Origin of the sequence: Candidatus Nitrosopumilus sp. (assembly GCF_029882185.1) — an archaeon.
Lineage (GTDB): Archaea > Thermoproteota > Nitrososphaeria > Nitrososphaerales > Nitrosopumilaceae > Nitrosopumilus.
In genome coordinates, this window is the sequence record NZ_JAOULD010000019.1 from 1 (window position 1) to 20,592 (window position 20,592).

Below are 20,592 nucleotides of genomic sequence, written 5' to 3' on the forward strand. Positions count from 1 at the left end.
ACAAAATCAAAAGGGCTTTACGAATATGTAAATCTACTAAACCCACCAAAACAATCAAGCACACATGTAAACTATAGACTAATAGTAGAATTAGCAAAAATCTTCAAAGAAAATAGAGGTCAAAGAGTGATGAAGAAACTCCTAGATTACGGAGTAATAAAAAATCCAGAACCTGAAATAGAAAAACTCATTGAGCTTGCAGGTAACTATTCAGATGAATTTGACGAGCAAGAAAAAACTCAAGTTGATTTAGATGACACGACAAAGAAGGCATTGAAATTGCTAGTAGACGAATTAGGAGGGGATAAAGAACTAGAAGATATTCAAAATACGATATACCAGATTGCAAAATCAAATGATGTGCAACCAAAAGATTTCTTTAAAATACTATATCAAATAATATTGGGAACTTCAAGAGGGCCCAAAATAGGACCATTCATTTCAGATATAGGAAGAAAACAAGTAGCAAAAACACTTTCAGAGTATACATAATCATGGTTCACGGAGAGCATAACAGATCAAAGAACAGTGGAGGATTTGCATTAATCATTCTAGGAGCATTGTTGTTATTTCTTGCCCCACAGGAAGGCACAGTCAAAGCAGGATTAGGCACAATTGCATGGATAGCCGGAATCGCTATCGGAAGTATTGGATTCTACCTAAAATTCTTTAGATGGAAGATAAAGAAAGCATAAAGATAGGTTCATCTTTTGGAGAAAAGCAGATAGAGACATGGGATTTTTTGGTAAAAAAAAAGTAGAAGAAATAGAAGACACAAGTGAAGAAGTAATACTCAAAACAGAACTTGAATCAGAGGTAGAAAACCTTCAAAAAGAATTCAGAGAAAAACAGCAGGAATTAGACAAAATTACTCAAAAAATTTCTTCAGTAAAAGAAGAGTATGATTCCACAGTAGGCAATCTAATGTTGGTAAAAAAAGAACTCAATCAAAAAAACATGGAATTAGATATCATTAAACGAGAATATAGAGAAACCAAAGAGAAAAACAAAAAAACAGAATTAATTAAAGATTCAGAATCAATTAATAAATTCAGAGTAACCGAAGAAAAACATTCTAAAATCAAAGAAGAGTTAGAAGAATTCACAAAAAAATATGAGGAGTTAAAAGAGCAAATTGTGCAAGAACAATCTACACTACATAACATCAGAAAACAACAAGTTGAAGTTGAAAAAGAGTTAGAGGAAGCAAATTCCAGATTATATAATGCAAAAGATGAATTAGACAAGAAAGACACATTTGAGGATACAAGTATTTTGACTCCTTCAGAAAAAGAATTCATTGGTATAAACAATGAAAACCAAAAAAGCTCTGCAGGGATTATCGAAGCTGCAAGTGCAGTTGTAGGGTCATTGAAATCAAAGCTCAATATCACACAAAAGGAATTAGAAACAGTTCAAACATTGTTAGAAAAAGAAAGAGAGGGACATGAAAATACAAAAAAAGAACTGGAAAAATTAAAACAGAATATTAATTCAGTAAAAGAATCATAAATTTGCAAAATGTTTTTGCCATTTTGATCTAATCTCTTCTTCTGAAATACCCACATCATACAAGGGAGATGTCACATCAGACACATTTGAAACAGCAACTAGAACAATGGAATTTATCTTGCTTTTGACTCCATTTTGTCTATAATGGTTTAGAATTTTTGCATATACAGATTCGTCCTCAACTATACTGGCTTTTCCTTGAAACAGAAACCCTTTACGTGAAAGAGGATCAATGACATTAATTTCGACATCAGGGTGATCTTTTAGATTTCTCATAGTGTCAGGAGAACGAATATCTGCAAAAGCTAATGTTTCTGAATCCCATCCAATCACAGTGCCTTTTGGAGAAATATTTGGCCTGCCATCATGTGAAACAGTTGCAACATAGGCAAGTTTTTGTAAATTAAGAAAATCTTTGATGTTCTCGGTAATCACAAACATCATTCTGAGACAGAGGGTATTTAGTTTTCACAGTTATCGCATGAATTCAGCCATCTCTATAGAGAAGAAGAAAAATGCAATTCCACCGCCAATTATTGCAATCCAGGCAGCAATCTGTTTAATTTTTGACATTTGAGAAGAATTCCTCAAACTCATTATTGAATCTAATTGCTTACCCCAGACTATTATAATTAGAAAGATGAAGAGTAATCAGTGGCAAGCATCAAAGATATCGGAAAATTATTCTTATTCATAGTAACAGGACTTGTCACCATAATTGTAGGTTCGTTTATGGTTAGAGGTACAATGCACATGTGGGACAACCCTGAGGAAACCAAAGACAAAAAAGACTAAAGCAAGCATCAACAAAGTAAATCCAGTTTGTTACAAGATTCAACAATTAGGAAATCACTTGATCAATACATCAAGAGAAGAATTCAAGAAATACCTACAGAAATAAAACAGACATTTCCATCAATTAAACAAATTTGGAAGTGCGAAAATGAGATTGATTTTCTTTACGGATACTATGTTGGAAAAATTGAGGAAGGATCCTTGCATTATTTACTCAAAGCAACACGTGCTTCAGTTGGAGGATATGCAGATACCTTTGAAATCAGAGGCATCATTGAAACACACAAGAAAGATTTGCAAGACAAGATAAAGTCTGTGATCAATTAGTGAAGTAGAAATAGAACCTTGATTCAATAAAAACATGGTAGGCCCAAAAGATGGAGGATTTGGTTTTGATCAATCAAAAAAATATACAACAGTCGACAATCTCGATGAAATTTGTGTACAGTGTCAGGCAGGACAACATAAAAAATGTCTAAAAAAATCAAAAGAGCAAGATGTTTGTGAATGTGAACACTGTATGATTTATGGCTAAAATCAAAGTCCAGATAATTCATGTTCTAGTTTCTGAATTTTTTTTTGGTATGAATCAGAAACACTTTGTGCAAATTCTTTATGGGCAGATATAATTGCAGATAATGCTTGTTTGTATTCAGAATGATCTTTCTTTAAGACATCGCAAGATTCAAGGGAGGTAATATGTCCGGTGACTGTCGCCATTGCCCCTTTTTGGGTAAATTTTACAATTCCTCTAAATGCTTCAATTTGCATGTATCCTGATTCTGCCTTGCACTTGTAGGTAACACGGCCAGTTTCAGTATTGAATAATTGAGTAACCCCACCAGGCTTTCTTGTTACAGTTACAGTCATGGTGGTATTGAAAATAATGAAGTATTAATTATTTTAGAAAAAAAGATTCTAAGCAGGAGCATCAGCCGAAGCTGCAGCATCAGCTGCCAATATCTTATCTATTTCATTAATTGCAAGCTTGTCTCGTCCAATGAGTTCAAACTTTTGGATCAAAGTTTCAAACTTTGTTTCTTCTTGCACTTGTTCATTTACAAACCATTCCAGGAAGACAGATGTTGAATGATCCTTGTCCTTTTGTGCAATTTCAACCATCTTGTGGATTGCAGCAGTGACCAACTGTTCGCTGTTCAAGGCAGTCTTTAAGATAGATTCCAGAGACTTGAAATTACTTGCAGGCAACTTTGTTGAAGGGATAATTGCCTGTACTCCAAGATTATTCAAATAGTGAACAATCTTTAGCATGTGGGTTCTTTCCTCATCAGATTGGGCATAAAAGAAACTAGCTCCTCCCTCATATCCAGTGATTTCACACCAGGATGCCATAGAAAGATAACTGTTTGATGCGTTTGCCTCTAATGCAATTTGATTGTTTAGTGCATTTTGCATGTTTTTTGAAATTTTCATGATTTTCATTTTTACTTGACTTTCTCTGTTAAAATAACTTTCTACAAGTCACAATTTAGTAGCACTGGTAGAGGACCAACACAAAAGAATTAACCCAATCCAAGCAATCTAGACAGTGATTTTGCGTTATTTTCTACGGTTCAAAATGTTTGAAGGCGAACATAAAGAACAATCAGTTTCACAGTAAAAAGAAATTTAATTTCAACATTGCAAATATTGTTGCAAATCCAATAAGGAAAATAATTCCAGAAACACTAAGAATTTTTAATCCTAAAGAAGGATGATGATTTTCATCAAGATGTTTTCCAGTTACCAATCTAAAATTAAAAATTGCAATTATCGGGGCAATCACAAAAGATAAAACAGTTGCAAAATCCACCAGTTCTTTTAGATTATTTCCAAATTGGAAAATCACCAAAAGCGAACCTGTGGAAATCAAAAGTAGGAAAAACACATAGAATGTACGAAATCTTGTGCGTATTTTCTCCTCTTTTTTTGTAAAAATCAATTCAATAGTTCTTTGTAAAGAACGAGAATATCCATCAAAAACTGCAATAATCGTTCCAAACATCACAGTAAATGCAGAAGATGCAAAGATAATGTAACTCCAATCCCCAATTGTATCAGTATACAACGTAACAATCTCATGTGCAAATAGAGAATTGTTATTGGATAATTCTTCACCAGAGCCATAAAAAATGAAAGACCCAAGTACAACAAACATAACTGCAAGAATTCCCGTAATAAGATATGCCAATCTAAATTCAAACAAAGTTTCTTTTAGTTTTGGTTTGTAGTTTGTTTGCTTTATCCTCTCCAATGTCCACAAGCTGTTCCAGCTTGATAGATCAACTGCTGTTGGCATCCACCCCATCAATGCAAGCAAAAAAAATATTCCAGAAACATCCCAAAGATCTTTTGGTTCAAAACCAGATATTGGAGATATTGGTCCGTTATACAATGCAAGTAAAAATGCTGAAACAGTAGACACTAACAAAACAATGGCAACAATCTTAATCAGACTATCAAGTACGTTATATTTTCCAATTGCTAAAATTCCAACACATGCGGCAAACAAGATAATCACAGTCCATTCCCCAAGAAAATCAAGTCCAAAAAGATTTTCAAAAAATCCTGCAGTCACAAACCCTACAGCGCCAGTTACAAAAAACATAGATCCAATCGTAAGCAAAAAGTATAACCATAATGCAGGCCTTCCAAGTTGTTTGTATCCATCAATGATACTTGTTTGTGTAGAATTTGCATAACGAGAACCATATTCAAAGAAAGGGTATTTGAGTAAGGTAACCAATACAACAAACCCCAATATCATCAAGCCAAAATCTGCTCCAGCCCTAGTCGATTGCACCAAATGAGACACGCCTATTGCAGTACATGCAAATAATATTCCAGGTCCAGCAGTCTTGGAGAATTGAGAAAATCTTGAATTCATTCTTTTATACAGTATTAACAGCCCATGAACCGTCAACCCATACACCAATGACTTTGGCATTCAAATTCCATGAAGAAATTACTTGTACCGCATTTTTGATTTGAGCGATATGTTCTTCATCAGACACAGGGTTTGCAGCACAATCATAGTGACCAGACACCACAACTAATTCAGATTTGTGGGCATTGATTGAAATCCCAACTTTGTTTTTTATGGATTCAAGAACATTTGTGATGTTTTTGTCTACACCAGGTTCAGTTATGGTGTCTACATAGTCTACAGAAAAATTTTCCTTTATCCAATTGTTCAAAGGGATTTGAATTCGTCCATCCATGCAAGACACAGATGTTGCAAATTTTCCGTCTGCCATGATTTTAGAGAATTATCCTGGTTTAAAAATTATTTCTATACAAAAAGCATTCAGAAGTGTGGTCATTTACCATTCCAATTGCTTGCATAAAGGCATAGCAAATAGTAGGACCTACAAAATTAAAACCTCGTTTTTTTAGATCTTGGCTTAATTTTTCAGAAATTTCAGTAGAAGAGGGAATATCAGATAATTTCTTGAATTTGTTTTTGACGGGTTTGTCATCTACAAAAGCCCACAAGTATTTGTCAAAGGAGCCAAATTCCTCTTGGATCTTAAGAAACATTTGCGCATTTTTTATTGCAGAAGAAATTTTCAGTTTATTTCGTATTATTGATTCGTCATGAAGCAGTTTTTCCACATGTTTTTGGGTGAATTTTGACACTTTTTTAGCATCAAAGTTAGAAAATGCATTCCTATAACCATCCCTGCGTTTGAGAATAGTAGTCCAAGAAAGGCCAGCTTGCGCACCTTCCAATATCAAAAACTCAAATAGTTTTTGATCATCGTGTTGTGGAATTCCCCATTCAGTATCATGGTATGTGATATTTGGTTCATCTTTTGCCCATTGGCATCTTTTTTTCACAGTTTGATTTATGAGATGAATCAAAATAACATTTACCGTAGAGAATACATGAAGCTAAATCCACAATTATTACAAATTAATAGGAATTTTCTCATTTGCTTTGTAATTTCAGCATCGTTATCTGCAATTGCATCGCAACTATTAGCAGATCAAGAGAACTATCTCAATACAACAATCACCATTGTTATTGGATATGTGATTTATTTTGGTATTTTTTCAGTGTTGTTTTACTGGGACAACATAGAACGATACAGGTCCATGAAATCAAACTTAATTAAAAAGGAATTACTGGCTTTGATTTCATCATTTGGAGTTGGTGAAATAATATACCTTGGAATACGTTGGCCTACATTGTATTATTTTCTCGAGGTTGGAATAGAGCCATATCTAGCATCTTTAATTTCTGAAGTGATATCCACAGGATGTTATATGGCATCAGTTACAATATTTCTTAGAAAAACAAAAACATTCTAGTTATTTTGTCAATTGTGTAACTAAATCTGTAGAAGTGAGAATCCCTACAATCTTCCCATTTTCAGTTACTGCAAGTTTTCTAATTTTTTTACTAGTTATTCTTTCTGCTGCACTAGAAATTGGCTCGTTATGATTTATAGTAATCAAAGGAGAAGACATTATTTTCCCCACAGGAGAATCAAATGGTAAATTATTTGCAGCTACTCTTGTTGCAAAGTCTCTATCAGTTACAATTCCTACAGGATTACCATCATCTTGTACAAATACTGCTCCGATACCACCTTATGCCATCATTTTTGCAACTTGCAATGCAGTAGTAGATAATTTCACTGATTAATGCCCTAGTCATAACATCTTGGACTAGTAAAGAATTGAAATCCGATTTATCCATTATTTTCATAAGAAATTGCAATATTTAAGACATTCATAAAAAATTTGATTTCTTTAAGGATTATTTGAGATTAGAATCCAAAAAAGAAATAGTTTGAGTCCATGCATCTTTTGATGCATCAGGAGCAAATCGTTCCCCAGAAGGATTGGCAAAGGCATGATCAACCCCATCATAGATGAGAATTTGATTTTCTACACCAGCTTGGTTCAGTGCAGATTCAAATGCATGTACTGATTTAACAGGAATTCCTTTGTCCAATTCTGCAAATACACCAAGAACAGGCCAATCAATAACAGACAAAGCTTCAGGGTCAGATACAACTGAACCATAATAAATCACCGTTGCGTCAATGTTATCACTAGCAAGTGCAAGGTTTAGAGACTGGCCTCCTCCGAAACACCAACCAATAGAACCAACATTGCTTACAGAGTAATTCCCACTTAGCAATAAAACAGCTGAATTCATGTTTTGCAGTCCATCATCTGAATCAAATTGTGTGATCAACTGTCTTGCCTGATCAGAGGTAGTTGCAACTTTTCCGCCATAAAGATCAACTGCAAGAACAATGTATCCATGAGATGCAAGTTTATCTGCCATCTCTTTGATGTTTTCGTTTAAGCCCCACCATTCATGAATCATTACAATACCAGGGTAATTTCCATTATCGATGGGCTTTGCCAAATAACCTGAAACATCATCAAGATATACAATCATCTCAGAGGTTATCAGGTATGTTCCAAGAGGGAATATTTCAGAATTATTATTTTCGTCAACATAATCAGGCAAGACGTGAATTGCCCAACCTCGCATTATTAATTTCTCAACAGAAGAATGATTTACACATGCAGGCAAACCGTTTGATTGTTTTAGAACAAGAGAGTTTCCTTCAGTGCAAACCACATTGGAAGGAGAGATACCATTTGAAATTTGTTTTAAAGGAGATGGAAAAAAGAGGTTTCCTGATTCAGCAAGTGCAAAAGCAGGCAAGAATGCAGACAACAAAAGGACAGATGAGACAGAAAAAAATAGAACAGAGGCCAAACTCATTGAGAATAGTCATGCTAAAATAGAATTTAAAGGATCTTTTAGATGCAGGAAAAAATTCAAACATACATGGAATTGTCAAATATCATCATAGGAACAGTCGTCACATTGATGGGTATTTCAATGATATTTGTTGGCAATTATCTCAGTAAAAAAATAGGAATACTTCATGTTGTGATATATTTTATGGCAGCATTTGTAATTTTTACAGGAGTGTTGATCTTTTTCCTATATGACAAACCATCAATTTTTTAAAATCATTTACTAAGAAATTTGTCTTGGTTTGCAGCGTGATCTTTTACATTATGTTCCATCAGCTCAGACTGAACCTGAGTTTTAAAGTCACACAAAGAACACGAATATGTTTTAATCAAAACATTTTTTGCTTTGGATGCAGCACGTGCAACAATTATTGTCAAAATGACTGCAATTATTGTGACAAATATAGCATAGATGATCATGGGGCCTACTTGGTCTTGAGTTCCAAATAGTTCTTTGAATAACAATTTAATTGCATCATTCCATGCAAGTGCTGCAACAAGACCAAAAGCAGCAGCAACTAATGCGGCAATCTTATCAAGAATTTCTTGTTTGATTGAAGAAGGTTGTTCATCATCAGCCAAAATAATCTACATGCATTATTTGTAAGAAGTATTAAAAGATAATCTCAAAATCAGAGAAGAAAACTAGATTTTAGATAGGATTTTTTTCTTTTTTTCTTGGAATTCTTTATTTGTGATAATTCCTGCTTTTTGTAAATCTCCGAGTTTTTTTAACAAATCAAGATCTTTGTTGGATGAAGATGTGAGAGTAGATTTTGTTTTATTTTTTAGTCTTGAACCAAGAATACTGCCTTTGGTGGCAATTTTTTCACTTATACTGTAGCCTTTTTTCTTTGCAGTCTCAAAAATCTCTTCAGATTTTTGTCGTGTCACGTCATCAACCAATTTGTGTTTTTTTGCCATTGTGGCTAATTCTTTGGTTTTCTTTTTTGCAAGACGGGTTTGTAGTTTTAAATCCTTTATGATTTCGTTTTTGGTTTTTCGTGTGAATCGTCTTGTGTATTCTTCGAGTACTAGAACTGGAAAGGGGCTATATTCCACATCAAGATAATATTTGATTATTGTATCATCAGGTAATTTTTCCAAGTATTCTTTAATGGATTTTTCAGATTTTAATTCCATAGTATCATCTTGTTGTTTACTCATAAAAAGATTCAAAATATTCATTCATAGTCAAAACAAGCGAGAGCAGAAATCTATTTTTCAATTGCATGTTTGTCTAAAACACCAATACACTCGTTTAAGACAGAATTATCAGAAATCGCCTCAGTTTCAGGCAGATTAAACTCTAGGATTAATTGTTGGTCATATTCTACCAAGTCATTTCTATAAGTAGTACAAGCAGAACGAAGCAATCTCCAATAATAATATCCTTTATTCATCTCATTATGGACTTGCTCATGTTCCAATGCCAAAATACGAGCAAGGTTTTCATAATCTTTTTTATAATTATCGAATTTTTCTTTCACAATTTGAGGTAATTCCTGATACCAATCACGGCCTTCATTTGTTTTCTCAACATTGTTAATTTTTTGTAATTGATATGCAACTGAGTCAGTCAGTATGTCTAAAATATCATTTTTTTCAAGCAACTCCATTAATTCAGGATTAATCATATAGAGTGTAAAAAAGATGCAAAATTAAGCGTATTGTTTTGTGTATTAGACATTCAGAAAAATGATCTAAACGAATTTGAAAAATATGCGATATTCAATTTTGATAATCGAGGTTTTCTTTTAATGTTGATTGGCATGAAAAATAAAACATGAAAATTGTGAAACCAGATACGCAGGAAAACACACTGCTCATAGGGTTTCCCAGCAATGGTCTTGTAGGAACATTTTCTATTTCGTATCTTATTCATCATCTCAAAATGAAACAAATCGGGGAAATTGAGGTCCCAGATCTTACTCCGACATTATTTGTCGAAGGAGGGGAAATTCTAGCACCGATCAGAGTTTACAACAAAAATAACATTTTCATCATAATTTCAGATGTTCCATTTAACCAATACTTGGCGGAAGGATTTGCACTTGCAGTTTTGGAATTTTGTAAAAAAAATGCAATAAAAAAGATAATGATGGTCAGTGGAATGGAGACAATAAACCAACAAAAAGAGGCTCCAAAAATTTATGGATTAGTCACGCATTCAACATTAGATAACATACTTTACAATAATCAAATTCCAAAATTTTTGGATGGATCTATTTTTGGAACCGATGCTGCCATAATGTCAGTGTTCAGAAAAACAACAATTCCAGCATTGGTTTTGTATGCAGAGTGCCATCCATTTTTTCCGGATCCTGAAGCGTCTGTTGTTGCCATAGTAACACTTGCAAAAATTTTAGATATAGAAGTAGATACAAATGACATTCAAAACAGAATAGAAAAGCTTAGAATTCAACATAGAAGGCTAATGGAAGAAACACTTCGAGCAATACAACAGGAACAAGGGAAGGAAACAAGAGTCCCACAAATATACAAGTGATAACATGGAAGACAGTTATTTGAGATTCAGAATTACGCCACCAATAATTGGTTCATTATTTGATGATATAGAACATAAAACATTGTCACCACTTTCATGTTTAAGGGAATTTGATAATCATTGGAGGGTAGAATTTGATCTTCCAATGGTTGGAAAAAAAGACATCAAAGTAAGTTTTGATGGAAATTATGTTAACGTAGAGGCAAAACTCAAACAAAAATATTCAGAGGAGAAATTAGGAACCATTACAAAATTTGAATATTTTAAAAAATCAATCTCACTGCCTGAAAAGATAGACAGCAAAAAAGCAACAGCAAAATTTCAAAAAGGAAGATTGGAGATAAAAATTCCAAAAAGAACGGCAGGTAATTTAATTAAAATTAATTAGAATTATCTAATCTTGATTTTTGTAGTATAGGCTAATCACCTGATCAACTACAGTATTAGTATCACAGTCTTTTTCAGTGCTTACAAGAAGCAAGTGATCATCTCCAAGATAAAATGAAAAACGTTTTACTTTATCATATTCAGCCAAAGTGTATTTTGTTTTCCCAAGCCATTTCGACATATCTTTACGTGCTTTCCAATCAAGTGTGGAAATATTGACTAGTTCATTTTCAGCATGCGGAGAAAGCAAGTTTTCCACACCATCTCTCATCCCACCCCCAATCTTATTTGCCCATTCGTCATAGACTGTTGCAAATCGAATTTTGGGTTCTGCATCTAAAATTTGAGAGCAAAATTTGTCATAATCCAATGAATCTATTAGAAATGGGGAATTATTAGAGTTTTAGATGAAAACATTGAATTTTTGCCCTAAAAATCCCAAGTTAAGACTATTTCAGAAATGCCAGTGCTTTGACAATGTCAGTTTTACTGATTATTCCAATAATATTGCCATGTCCAGATAAAACACCAGCACCATTGATGTTTTTGTCAAGTAACATTTTTCCTGTTTTTGCCAAATCATCATCATAATCTACAGAAACAATATCCCTACTCATTATTTCTTCAATCTTGGTACTTCCACCAAAACCAGATTCAGAGATGAATCCCTTTCTAGGAAATATTACAGAGATAGCAGGATCAGTATTGTCAAGGACATCTTCTTGTCGGCCTAGATCAAGTGCAAGTTTGAACAAATCTCTAAAAGTTACAATGCCGACAGGCATTTCATCATGATTTCGTAGTATTACTCTAGAAATTTTTTGTTCAATCATTTTTAGGACTACTTTGTAAAGTGGAGTGTCAGAATACATCCAAGCATAGTAAGGAGACATGTATTCGCCGACAATTTTTTCACCAGGGTGGGATTTTGTAAAATATCTCACAAGATCGGTTTTAGTTAAAATTCCAACTACATTATTATGAGATGTAACTACCAAAGATCCAATTCCATTTTTTAACATAATGTTAGCACATTGATCCAGTCCGGCATTTTCATCTACAGATATAATTTTTTTAACAATTTCAGACAATGGAATTTCTTCTAGTTTTCTTTCAGTGTTGTCAGTTAACAGAAAGAATCCCAAATCTTTTTCAGTTACAAGGCCTGTAATTTTGTCATTTTCAGTGACTAAAAGCCTACTTTTTTTCTCATCGATTATTTTTTTTAAAACATCATCTAATGTGGATTCGAGTTTTATGGTTCGAGGATTATTCAGATAGTCTTTAGCATGCTTCACGATATAACAAAATCAGAGAGTTATAAAAAACTCCATACAATTACCACTCATGAAAATCGTCTTTCAGTATGGATAAATATCATAAAGATGAACTACAAACATCTTCAAGAAACCTGCAAAGGCATATGTTTTTGCAGGCTTGAATTTTCAATTAGCATCGTAATTTGAATTGTACAAGACAGTTCATGCCAAAAAGATTAACGGACCCGATCGGATTCGAACCGACGACCTATTGCTCCGCAAGCAATCGCACTATCCAAGCTATGCAACGAGTCCAAAAAGTTTGGGAAATTCACGCTTAATTTGGATTGCTATCAGTAAGATTCTGCAAAAATGTATTGGGTTTCATCAGGTTCATGTAATGTCCAAGCAGTGGGCAATGAGATATGTTGTACGGGTTTGAGATCATTGTCTTCAATCAAAGTACCCCAACCAGCCTCGTTTTTTGGATCAGGGGCATATTTTGGAGACAGGGTTCCAGCAAAAACCCAACCAGATTTTTTCTTTAGATGGGAAATAGATCGGATTGATTTTAACACGCCAGATGCAAGAGAAATACCACCCATTTGTGCAAGGCCTCCAATAAAAAAGATAGGCTTTGTCAAATTCAATGACGAATAGTCAAACAAAACAGCATCAGAGCAATAAGAGTAAAAGTCAACAATGCCATTCAGACGGTTTTGTAAATCAACCAGCATGTCATCAATTTCTATACTGTATGAGGCCATATCCAAAACTCTAGCACAAAATGCAATACGACCATCTCCAGATCCAATATCGATCACTTCAGAGTAACCCAAAGATTTTGCAAGTAATGTGTTTACATAACTGGACATTATCCATGTAGGAGAAAAAGGGGCTTTGCTTGAACCGTGCTGAATGCTATTTAGCCAATATTTGTTAATGTCACCTTCATATACAATGCAATCAACAGAGCCAATTTTTTTCTCAAAGGAGTTGTAATGGATAGGATTTTTTGCTGCAAATTCATGGAGTAACTCTAAATGCGGTTCTTCTATCGGAAACAATTCTGATTTTGAGGTTGGGATAACTTCGGGGGTTTGACTTTTACCATCGTATACTCTAACAAATTCTTTTTTCAGTTCAACTAAGTTTTTTGCAAATTGATCAATCATGAGAAAGTCCATTCTCGTATTGTTCTACGAATTCTTTAGTGCTCATGCTTTGACGCAGTTCATCAAAGAGCATGGTATCAAGTTCTGTTTGTTCTTTTGATTTTTCACCAGAATTTCCAGATTGCAATTTCTTTGTCAATTCCTGGATAGAGGCAGATAAGTTTTGTATAATTCTAGGATGAATTATGGAATCAAATCTTTGAGAGATTAGTTTTTCAGTTTTACTGATTTTTTTCTTCAATTCAAGCTCAGGATTGACTTGTTTTAGCATATTAGCCATAGATGAGACATTCATGACTTGATAATATGCCTCTACTATTTCATGAATACTCATTTCAGTTTTTGAATCTGCAACATCAAACAAATTCTCAATTTTCTTGGATTCATCCTCAAACATTTTAGAAATATCTTCAGCAGAAGTCATATAGTAAGATAAAAGTTCAAATTTTTAAAAATGTTAGGATTATACTTCTTTTTCTGCAGGTTTTGTGTAAACATAATTCATTATCAAACCTGCAATGATTCCGCCTAAAATTGGTGCCGCCCAGTATAACCAATGAAATTCCCAGAATCCAGAAATCAATGCAGGGCCAAATGTCCTTGCAGGATTAACTGATGCACCAGTCAAAGGTACTGCAATCAAGTGAATAAGGAAGACCATCCCACCGATTGTAAATCCATGCCATCCAGGGGATGCTTTTTTGTGTACTGCAGTCATAAAGATTACAGTTACCAAGAAGAATGTCAGGATTGCCTCAATTGCAAATCCAGAACCGATACTGTTGTTGATTAAATCACTTGGCCCACCTTGTGTTGCAAAGTTTACTTTTGCTCCAAGTTCAGGCAATATTGCTGCAAGTGTTGCAGCTGCGGCTACTGCACCGATTAATTGTGAAATGATATATCCAATTCCGTCTGCGATTCCAATCTTTTTTGTAATCATCATAGGAATTGTAACTGCAGGGTTAATGTGAGCGCCAGAAACATGTCCAAATGCATAGACCATCAAAGCAATGGCACCGCCGTGTCCAAGAGAAATGAACAATACAGACTGGGTTGTTAATTCTTCGCCAAATGCAGAGACTGCTAGAATTACTGAAAGAGGACCAAAGAATACCAAGCCATAAGTTGCAATTGCTTCTGCAAGATAGGCTCTGGGATTAACCATCAAGCTAAAGCCTCGCGTATATCCATATAAAAGATTCGACATTGGTTTATGATCATCTTATTTCAAAAAGTAATTAATTACAGATCATTTTATTTGATAATACATGGTTTCTGAAGGGGATTCTGTTCCAAAATTTGCAATAAATGATGCAAATGGAAACAAGGTAAAATCAAGTGATTTTAAGGGCAAAAAACACGTCATCTACTTTTACCCAAAAGATTTCACGCCAGGATGTACCACAGAAGCTGATGAATTCTCCAAAGATTATAAGAAATTCCAAAAAGAAGGAATTGAGATAATTGGAATTAGTCCAGACGATGTTGAATCCCATAAAAAATTCTGCGACAAAATGGGAATCAAATATCCGTTATTAGCAGATGTCGACAAAGAAGTTTCAAACTTGTTTGGTGTGTGGGGTAAGAAAAAATTCATGGGTCGAGAATACATGGGAGTGATGAGAAGCACATTTCTTGTAAACGAGAAAGGTAAAATTTTTAAAATCTATCCCAAAGTAAAACCGGCAGGACATTCAAAGGAAGTCTTTGAAGATTTTCAAAATCTAAGATAAAAATAAGTAAAGAAAGGTTTTAGAAATTTAGAAACCTTTTGGTAGCGTGCCTCTAGATGTTTTTGGTGCTTCAGGTTTTGGTTCAAAACCTTTTGGCAAAGTGCCCCTACTTGCGGTAGAACGAGCTTTTGTTTCTTTTTCAAGCATTTCATCAAATGCTTTTTCTTCATCAATTTTTTGTTGTTCTAGTCTTTGCAAGTAATCTGCTTCATATTCGATTAATTTTTCTTCTCTAGACCTTCCATTGTCAGATGTAGATTGTTGTATTGATGTTTGTGCCATACCTTTTGGCAAAGTACCTTTTGCAGGCTTTGGTGGTTCTGGAGTTGGAGTTTGTTGTGCTTTTGCTGCAACGCCTTCAACTGTCATATTGATTCCACTAAAACTTCCAAATGTCTTATCAGCAGGGTGGTATGCGATTCTTGCTCTTGTTGCATAGTACTGGTTTGATGGTGCGGTGTAACCAGTTACTGTTGCTTTTTGATCATTCCAATTTCTGGTTGGAACTTTTCCTACAGGAGCAGTTCGTCTGACAAAGTATCTGTTAGGAGCTGGAGAATAACCAGTTACTTTGGCTCTGTAATCATGGAATGATGTCATTGGAGCAGTATAGTATGCATTCTCTAATGCTTCTTGTACAGTTGCTGGAGGTTGTGATTTGGTCTCAGATGGTTTTGGAACCTCTGCAGGTTTTGTTTCTGCCGGTTTAACCTCTGCAGGCTTCTCTTCAAATCCTTTGGGCAGTGTGCCTTTTGGTTTTGTAGTTGTTGCAGGTCTCTCAGCAGGTTTTGTTTCTGCCGGTTTAACCTCTGCAGGCTTCTCTTCAAATCCTTTGGGCAGTGTGCCTTTTGGTTTTGTAGTTGTTGCAGGTCTCTCAGCAGGTTTTGTTTCTGCTGGTTTTACTTCAGATGGTTCTGTTTCAGCTGGTTTTGTTTCTGCTGGTTCTGTTTCAGCTGGTTTTACTTCAGATGGTTTGGTTTCTGCTTTGGCTTCAAGTTGTGAAGATAGTTTTGTCAACTTTTCTTCCAGTTTTGCAATTTTAGATTCTAGATCTTTTTTCGTTTGTGCCTTGCTTTTTTCTGCCATTGCTTACAGGAAACACTGCATTGTTTATTTACATTTTGATCATCAAAAGAGAAATCAGAATAGGGCTGTAAATTTCATGAATACGTCATATCAACTCCATTAAAGGTATGGAACAATATTTCAAAAGATTTGAAAAATCATAATTAGACAACATTTGCAATTGATAATCGAATCAAACAAGATGGGTTAGTTAAGGACAGCACAGGCCAAAACGTCAAAATTATCGATAAAACCACAGGTCTTATTTTTTTGTATGAATTTCATGGAACAGATGTTTTGTCAGTAGGAGATGAAACAGAGATTGCAGGCACCAATTCTTTGATACAAGACATAAGGGAAAATCATATCAAACAGAAATTCCAGACGGTTGAGAATTACAACTATGTGATTGTTAGAAGAAAAAATTTCATAGTCAGAATATCTACGGCCACAGAAAATTTGATTTCAAGAGACATGCTAAGAGTGAAATTACAAATGACATTTCAAGAGAACATAGTCGATTATTTTAGATTCAGAGGCTTTTTTCATTTTTTGAATTGATTTGAATAGTATTTTTTCAACATATGACGGATAACTTTTCAGAATCATATCTCTTATTTTTTCCCTATTTTTAACATAATAGTTTGCAAGAGGATCATAAACATTTGAACCAATTAGTTTTTCTTCAGAAATTGAAAAACCATTAACTAAAATCAGATTTTTCAGATAATCCATACTGTAATGTTCAGAAGACCAAGTGAATTTCAAGAGACCTAGATCTTTAAAGGAAGTACTTTTGGTGGTTATCGGAATAGCCATCATAAGTAAACCCGAGGATTTCAAGACTCTCTTAGATTCAAGAATAAAATCAGACAAAGGTTTGAAATGTTGTGCAGATTCTAATGCAAGTACACGATCAACAGAATCATTTTGAAAGGGTAATTTTGTGGAAGTTGAATTCAAAAATTCAATATTTTTTTGATGTCCGGAAAAAACCAATTGTTTGAAATTAATATTTACATCATACAATTTAAGATCAGGATATTCATCTCTCCACATTATAGATGGGGCAGATAGCCCACTACCAACATCAATGACACTCATTCCTACGGATAGTTCTGCCATATCTGCAAAAACACGACAGAGATTTTTTTGTGCAGTGATCGGATCAGAGTGATCATGTGACCAGAATCCAAAATTAAGCATTGAACCTCCTGTAGCTAATTGCATAACAGGAGAAAGAGAAGTGTAAAGATTTACAACATCTTTTTCATTTCTGCGAAATGTCCATAAAAATAAGTCTAGAGGGTTTATCGATATCAAAAATAATTCCAAATTATTTTAAAGATATGACTATTAATTTCTAAGGTAACCCTTCTGAATCCTCAACACAGTGTTTGTGAACCCAGTTTTCGTCCCTGTTTTTTGCAATCTCTTTTCCGGGTTGTATTTTATCACCGCAAGAAGAACAGGATGTTGCAAACTTTGCTTTCATGGATTAATACCATCAACGGAAGATAAATCAATTGTGTTGCGAATAAGGTCAACCAACGATTAACATGTTTTATTAATTTGAAATATCAAGTTATCACATGAATAATGATCATGGAACAGATTCCAACATCACACTTGCAAAATGGACTGATCGGTTTCTTGCATGGTTAATTGATTTTATAATAATTTCAAGCGTTTCTACGATGATAATTTTTTTATCGTTTGGGTCAATTTATTATGAATTTGATGAGGGTGGTCTATGGGCTGAAAATACACAATACATTCCAGCCAGCATCTTGTTTTTTGCATATTGGGTAATTTTAGAATACAAAACAGGTCAGACAATAGGGAAAAAAATTCTCAATTTAAAAGTCACAGACATCAAAGGCAAAAAACCAAACTTGCAAGGAATTCTACTTAGTTGTTTTGGAAAATCATTCCTATTGCCATTGGACGTAATTCTAGGATTGATTTTGACTAACGAGAAAAGACAAAGGATTTTCAACAAATTAGGAGACACCATAACTGTAAAAATTAGAGCTTCTCAAGAAGCATCAGATATGAAATATCTAAAAGATTGAATTTTGTGATATTTTGTTGAATAATTGTTTTGAAAGGATATTTGCAACATCTAAAATCCAATCCATCTCAATTTCACGTACTGATTTCTTTTCTTTCATGAGATCCAATATTTTGTAAACAGTGGACAGGATAAATCTCAGTAATCCAAATTTCGTTCCCAAAAATTAGAATAACTTTAAAGAACGTACCTACAGTTTAAAAGAAAAATTTCTTTCATCTGTACAATGACTAAATCAAGAACGTCTCTTGTGATAATCGCATTGTCTGTAACTCTTGTTGCATTTCTGTCAATAGGTTTACTTCAAGAAAGTGAAGCCGCCAAAGGTCAAGGGGTAGGACTGCCAGCAATTGGATCTGACAAAGTTTGTGGAGATAGATTGTGTTCTGAATCTGCTTCAAGCTATTCTTCCCCAAAAGAAGATCTAGTTCAAACCACGTCTCAAACTAGTGAATGCAAAAGCAATGAAGGTATAACTCGTACCCATTACATTGCAGCAGACGAAGTAGAATGGGATTATGCTCCTTTGGGAATAAACCAAATGAAAGGACAAGAGTTTAATGAAGATGAGAATGTATTTGTTGAAAATTCTTCAGATAGAATTGGGAGTACTTACATCAAGGCATTATATCGTGAGTATACCGATGACACATTTTCAAAACTTAAACCAAGATCTTCTGAATGGGAACATCTTGGAACACTTGGACCAATGATTCATGCTGAAGTATGTGATACAATCAAAGTTGTATTCAAAAATAATTCTGAAGAACTAGATTACTCTGTTCATCCACATGGCGTCTTTTATGACAAAGATTCAGAAGGTGCTGAATACAATGATGGAACTTCTGCAAGTAACAAATCTGATGGAATAGTTTCTCCAGGTCAAATACATACCTATGAGTGGGATGTGCCAGAACGTGCAGGACCTGGACCAAATGATCCAAGTTCAATAATTTGGATGTATCATTCACATGTTGATTCTCCAATGGATACCAATTCAGGACTTGTTGGTCCAATTGTAATCACATCTAAAGGAATGGCTGATTCAAACGGTAGACCCATGGATGTAGATAGAGAAATGGTGAGCCTCTTTACAGTTTCAGATGAAAATTCTAGCAACTATCTATGTGATAATCTAGAAAGATTCACCGATGAGACTTGTGATAATGAGGAACTAGTTGGAAATGATGACTTTGCTGAAAGTAATCTCATGCACGGCATTAACGGATATGTCTATGGAAATCTGCCAGGACAAACCTTGAACAAAGGTGAACATGTACGTTGGTATCTAATTGGCATGGGAACTGAAGTGGATTTACATACACCACATTGGCATGGAAACACTGTACTGTGGAATGGAATGAGAGTAGACGTAATGGAGTTAATGCCAGCCAGTCTAAAGACTGTTGACTTTATTCCCGACAATGTAGGAACATGGATGTTCCATTGTCATGTCAATGATCATATCTCTGCAGGAATGATGTCACTTTTCAAAGTGATTTAACCTCATTTTTTATTTTTTTTGTTTTCCAATGCATCGTATTCCTCAGTTAATTTTTGATGGATTTTTGATACATCGTCTAGTGATTTGATTTCTTTTGGCATATTTTTTAGGAATTTCTTTGTATCTTCTGAAATTTCATAAATTATTGCCATAACTGAGAATTTTATTTTTCTCAGAATTAAAAATTATGATTATATTTGTTCCACGTGGGTCTAATAATCAATCGTCTCCTGTCAAAACATGAAGTGTGATTAATGCTATCAGTAACAATAGCAATCCAAATTGCCCGTGTAGTAATCTGGTGAAAATCTTGGTATGCCTTGATGATGTATATCTCAATAAAATTCCACTTATCATCAAAACAGTCATGGTAATTGCAAGTGACAATGAAATTGAATCTAGATCACTTACTAAAAGCAATCCATGTGTCATTCCTGCAAAGTAGCCAATAGAATTGAGAATGATATGAAAGTTCAAAACAGGCTTGTAAAATGACACTGCTTGTCTTGCCATTAAAAGTGACTGCCAACCTGCGCGTACGGCATACTTTCTCCACTTGTTAAAGAAGATAAACGGCAGATTTGCAATAACTCCTGCACCAATTGCCACCCATCCAAGATTTTCTATTGTATCTTCTGCATCATCATCGTCTGCAAATACAGGTATTGGAACTAAAAATAATAAAAGAAAAATAATTGAGATGATTTTTGTATTCATCAAATCACCTCGATGTTAGTTTTGGTCTTTTGACCTTGTAGATTTTGAATCCGGTATATGCAACTGAAG

At 34.4% G+C, this 20,592-nt stretch carries 33 protein-coding genes, 1 tRNA gene and 1 pseudogene; 13 read left to right on the forward strand and 22 right to left on the reverse strand.

All coding sequences use genetic code 11. From position 1 onward, the window contains the following. From OEW78_RS06470 to OEW78_RS06480, 3 genes and pseudogenes are all read left to right on the forward strand, one after another. Positions 1 to 492: pseudogene (locus tag OEW78_RS06470) on the forward strand (lysine--tRNA ligase); the annotation flags it as partial. A gap of 2 nt (positions 493 to 494) precedes the next feature. Continuing rightward, complete coding sequence (locus tag OEW78_RS06475; protein ID WP_300325809.1) at positions 495 to 695, forward strand: hypothetical protein; 201 nt, start codon at positions 495 to 497, stop codon at positions 693 to 695. Between the two features lie 37 nt (positions 696 to 732). Continuing rightward, positions 733 to 1,512 carry a DNA repair protein gene (locus OEW78_RS06480; protein WP_300325812.1) on the forward strand — a complete coding sequence of 260 codons (780 nt, stop codon included), beginning with the start codon at positions 733 to 735 and terminating at the stop codon, positions 1,510 to 1,512. Here the strand turns inward: OEW78_RS06480 and OEW78_RS06485 are convergent. Beyond that, positions 1,507 to 1,953: a pyridoxamine 5'-phosphate oxidase family protein gene (locus tag OEW78_RS06485; protein ID WP_300325894.1), complete on the reverse strand. Its 447-nt coding sequence runs from the start codon at positions 1,951 to 1,953 to the stop codon at positions 1,507 to 1,509. The two genes, OEW78_RS06480 and OEW78_RS06485, sit on opposite strands and share 6 nt — an antisense overlap. 213 nt (positions 1,954 to 2,166) lie before the next feature. Between OEW78_RS06485 and OEW78_RS06490 the strand changes: the two genes are divergently transcribed. The 3 genes from OEW78_RS06490 to OEW78_RS06500 are packed head-to-tail and all read left to right on the forward strand — an operon-like array spanning position 2,167 to position 2,842. Further along, complete coding sequence (locus OEW78_RS06490) at positions 2,167 to 2,307, forward strand: hypothetical protein (protein WP_300325815.1); 141 nt, start codon at positions 2,167 to 2,169, stop codon at positions 2,305 to 2,307. A gap of 27 nt (positions 2,308 to 2,334) precedes the next feature. Beyond that, positions 2,335 to 2,634 (forward strand): hypothetical protein, encoded by a 300-nt coding sequence (locus OEW78_RS06495; protein WP_300325818.1) that lies wholly within the window; start codon positions 2,335 to 2,337, stop codon positions 2,632 to 2,634. Between the two features lie 34 nt (positions 2,635 to 2,668). After that, complete coding sequence (locus tag OEW78_RS06500; protein WP_014964780.1) at positions 2,669 to 2,842, forward strand: hypothetical protein; 174 nt, start codon at positions 2,669 to 2,671, stop codon at positions 2,840 to 2,842. Between the two features lie 2 nt (positions 2,843 to 2,844). Here the strand turns inward: OEW78_RS06500 and OEW78_RS06505 are convergent, their stop codons facing one another. The 5 genes from OEW78_RS06505 to OEW78_RS06525 form a co-directional block, all read right to left on the reverse strand. Next, a complete protein-coding gene (locus tag OEW78_RS06505; protein WP_300325822.1) occupies positions 2,845 to 3,177 on the reverse strand; it encodes a hypothetical protein in 333 nt (110 codons plus the stop codon). A gap of 48 nt (positions 3,178 to 3,225) precedes the next feature. Next, positions 3,226 to 3,741, reverse strand: coding sequence for a ferritin (locus OEW78_RS06510; RefSeq protein WP_366523043.1), 516 nt, complete (start codon positions 3,739 to 3,741; stop codon positions 3,226 to 3,228). A gap of 178 nt (positions 3,742 to 3,919) precedes the next feature. After that, positions 3,920 to 5,194, reverse strand: coding sequence for a divalent metal cation transporter (locus tag OEW78_RS06515; protein WP_300325828.1), 1,275 nt, complete (start codon positions 5,192 to 5,194; stop codon positions 3,920 to 3,922). Positions 5,195 to 5,198: 4 nt separating this feature from the next. Continuing rightward, positions 5,199 to 5,564, reverse strand: a complete 366-nt coding sequence (locus OEW78_RS06520; RefSeq protein ID WP_300325831.1) for a carbonic anhydrase — start codon at positions 5,562 to 5,564, stop codon at positions 5,199 to 5,201. A gap of 22 nt (positions 5,565 to 5,586) precedes the next feature. Continuing rightward, positions 5,587 to 6,147, reverse strand: a complete 561-nt coding sequence (locus OEW78_RS06525; RefSeq protein ID WP_300325834.1) for a DNA-3-methyladenine glycosylase I — start codon at positions 6,145 to 6,147, stop codon at positions 5,587 to 5,589. Positions 6,148 to 6,195: 48 nt separating this feature from the next. Here OEW78_RS06525 and OEW78_RS06530 point away from each other — a divergent pair, with 48 nt between their 5' ends. Then, complete coding sequence (locus OEW78_RS06530) at positions 6,196 to 6,621, forward strand: hypothetical protein (RefSeq protein WP_300325837.1); 426 nt, start codon at positions 6,196 to 6,198, stop codon at positions 6,619 to 6,621. Here OEW78_RS06530 and OEW78_RS06535 read toward each other — a convergent pair whose 3' ends face one another. Continuing rightward, positions 6,622 to 6,780 (reverse strand): CBS domain-containing protein, encoded by a 159-nt coding sequence (locus OEW78_RS06535; RefSeq protein WP_300325839.1) that lies wholly within the window; start codon positions 6,778 to 6,780, stop codon positions 6,622 to 6,624. A gap of 292 nt (positions 6,781 to 7,072) precedes the next feature. After that, a complete protein-coding gene (locus OEW78_RS06540; RefSeq protein WP_300325841.1) occupies positions 7,073 to 8,059 on the reverse strand; it encodes a dienelactone hydrolase family protein in 987 nt (328 codons plus the stop codon). 66 nt (positions 8,060 to 8,125) lie between these two features. Here OEW78_RS06540 and OEW78_RS06545 point away from each other — a divergent pair, with 66 nt between their 5' ends. Further along, on the forward strand, positions 8,126 to 8,311 hold the full coding sequence (locus OEW78_RS06545) for a hypothetical protein (protein WP_300325843.1): 186 nt from the start codon (positions 8,126 to 8,128) through the stop codon (positions 8,309 to 8,311). Positions 8,312 to 8,313: 2 nt separating this feature from the next. Here OEW78_RS06545 and OEW78_RS06550 read toward each other — a convergent pair whose 3' ends face one another. From OEW78_RS06550 to OEW78_RS06560, 3 genes are all read right to left on the reverse strand, one after another. Then, positions 8,314 to 8,679, reverse strand: coding sequence for a DUF5654 family protein (locus OEW78_RS06550; protein ID WP_300325845.1), 366 nt, complete (start codon positions 8,677 to 8,679; stop codon positions 8,314 to 8,316). A gap of 63 nt (positions 8,680 to 8,742) precedes the next feature. After that, a complete protein-coding gene (locus tag OEW78_RS06555; RefSeq protein ID WP_300325847.1) occupies positions 8,743 to 9,240 on the reverse strand; it encodes a hypothetical protein in 498 nt (165 codons plus the stop codon). A gap of 74 nt (positions 9,241 to 9,314) precedes the next feature. Next, the gene (locus OEW78_RS06560) at positions 9,315 to 9,734 is read right to left on the reverse strand and encodes a hypothetical protein (protein ID WP_300325850.1); all 420 of its coding nucleotides are present in this window, start codon (positions 9,732 to 9,734) and stop codon (positions 9,315 to 9,317) included. Positions 9,735 to 9,883: 149 nt separating this feature from the next. Here OEW78_RS06560 and OEW78_RS06565 point away from each other — a divergent pair, with 149 nt between their 5' ends. Both OEW78_RS06565 and OEW78_RS06570 read left to right on the forward strand, forming a co-directional pair. After that, positions 9,884 to 10,606 carry a PAC2 family protein gene (locus OEW78_RS06565; protein WP_300325853.1) on the forward strand — a complete coding sequence of 241 codons (723 nt, stop codon included), beginning with the start codon at positions 9,884 to 9,886 and terminating at the stop codon, positions 10,604 to 10,606. 4 nt (positions 10,607 to 10,610) lie between these two features. Then, positions 10,611 to 10,994 (forward strand): Hsp20/alpha crystallin family protein, encoded by a 384-nt coding sequence (locus tag OEW78_RS06570; protein ID WP_300325856.1) that lies wholly within the window; start codon positions 10,611 to 10,613, stop codon positions 10,992 to 10,994. A gap of 6 nt (positions 10,995 to 11,000) precedes the next feature. Here OEW78_RS06570 and OEW78_RS06575 read toward each other — a convergent pair whose 3' ends face one another. From OEW78_RS06575 to OEW78_RS06600, 6 genes are all read right to left on the reverse strand, one after another. Continuing rightward, complete coding sequence (locus tag OEW78_RS06575; protein ID WP_300325859.1) at positions 11,001 to 11,363, reverse strand: hypothetical protein; 363 nt, start codon at positions 11,361 to 11,363, stop codon at positions 11,001 to 11,003. A 79-nt stretch (positions 11,364 to 11,442) separates the two neighbouring features. After that, positions 11,443 to 12,291 (reverse strand): CBS domain-containing protein, encoded by an 849-nt coding sequence (locus tag OEW78_RS06580; protein WP_300325861.1) that lies wholly within the window; start codon positions 12,289 to 12,291, stop codon positions 11,443 to 11,445. Between the two features lie 201 nt (positions 12,292 to 12,492). Continuing rightward, positions 12,493 to 12,567 (reverse strand) — tRNA-Arg (locus tag OEW78_RS06585). Between the two features lie 38 nt (positions 12,568 to 12,605). Continuing rightward, complete coding sequence (locus OEW78_RS06590; protein ID WP_300325864.1) at positions 12,606 to 13,427, reverse strand: hypothetical protein; 822 nt, start codon at positions 13,425 to 13,427, stop codon at positions 12,606 to 12,608. Next, positions 13,420 to 13,851: a hypothetical protein gene (locus OEW78_RS06595; RefSeq protein WP_300325867.1), complete on the reverse strand. Its 432-nt coding sequence runs from the start codon at positions 13,849 to 13,851 to the stop codon at positions 13,420 to 13,422. Before OEW78_RS06595 ends, OEW78_RS06590 begins: the two co-directional genes overlap by 8 nt. A gap of 39 nt (positions 13,852 to 13,890) precedes the next feature. Further along, the gene (locus tag OEW78_RS06600; RefSeq protein WP_300325870.1) at positions 13,891 to 14,595 is read right to left on the reverse strand and encodes an MIP family channel protein; all 705 of its coding nucleotides are present in this window, start codon (positions 14,593 to 14,595) and stop codon (positions 13,891 to 13,893) included. Positions 14,596 to 14,698: 103 nt separating this feature from the next. Between OEW78_RS06600 and bcp the strand changes: the two genes are divergently transcribed. Further along, the gene (bcp, locus tag OEW78_RS06605; protein ID WP_300325873.1) at positions 14,699 to 15,163 is read left to right on the forward strand and encodes a thioredoxin-dependent thiol peroxidase; all 465 of its coding nucleotides are present in this window, start codon (positions 14,699 to 14,701) and stop codon (positions 15,161 to 15,163) included. 27 nt (positions 15,164 to 15,190) lie between these two features. Here bcp and OEW78_RS06610 read toward each other — a convergent pair whose 3' ends face one another. The 3 genes from OEW78_RS06610 to OEW78_RS06620 form a co-directional block, all read right to left on the reverse strand. Next, on the reverse strand, positions 15,191 to 16,249 hold the full coding sequence (locus OEW78_RS06610; protein WP_300325876.1) for a trans-sialidase: 1,059 nt from the start codon (positions 16,247 to 16,249) through the stop codon (positions 15,191 to 15,193). 468 nt (positions 16,250 to 16,717) lie between these two features. Then, positions 16,718 to 17,551, reverse strand: coding sequence for a class I SAM-dependent methyltransferase (locus OEW78_RS06615; protein ID WP_300325897.1), 834 nt, complete (start codon positions 17,549 to 17,551; stop codon positions 16,718 to 16,720). 40 nt (positions 17,552 to 17,591) lie between these two features. After that, entirely contained in the window at positions 17,592 to 17,723 is a 132-nt protein-coding gene (locus tag OEW78_RS06620; RefSeq protein ID WP_300325879.1) for a hypothetical protein, read from the reverse strand. 97 nt (positions 17,724 to 17,820) lie between these two features. Between OEW78_RS06620 and OEW78_RS06625 the strand changes: the two genes are divergently transcribed. Beyond that, positions 17,821 to 18,303, forward strand: coding sequence for an RDD family protein (locus OEW78_RS06625; protein WP_300325882.1), 483 nt, complete (start codon positions 17,821 to 17,823; stop codon positions 18,301 to 18,303). A gap of 225 nt (positions 18,304 to 18,528) precedes the next feature. Then, the gene (locus tag OEW78_RS06630; protein WP_300325885.1) at positions 18,529 to 19,806 is read left to right on the forward strand and encodes a multicopper oxidase domain-containing protein; all 1,278 of its coding nucleotides are present in this window, start codon (positions 18,529 to 18,531) and stop codon (positions 19,804 to 19,806) included. Positions 19,807 to 19,808: 2 nt separating this feature from the next. Here the strand turns inward: OEW78_RS06630 and OEW78_RS06635 are convergent, their stop codons facing one another. Together OEW78_RS06635 and OEW78_RS06640 are read right to left on the reverse strand one after the other, a co-directional pair. After that, the gene (locus tag OEW78_RS06635; protein ID WP_300325888.1) at positions 19,809 to 19,958 is read right to left on the reverse strand and encodes a hypothetical protein; all 150 of its coding nucleotides are present in this window, start codon (positions 19,956 to 19,958) and stop codon (positions 19,809 to 19,811) included. Positions 19,959 to 20,025: 67 nt separating this feature from the next. After that, positions 20,026 to 20,523 carry a hypothetical protein gene (locus tag OEW78_RS06640; protein WP_300325891.1) on the reverse strand — a complete coding sequence of 166 codons (498 nt, stop codon included), beginning with the start codon at positions 20,521 to 20,523 and terminating at the stop codon, positions 20,026 to 20,028. Between the last annotated feature and the right edge of the window lie 69 nt (positions 20,524 to 20,592).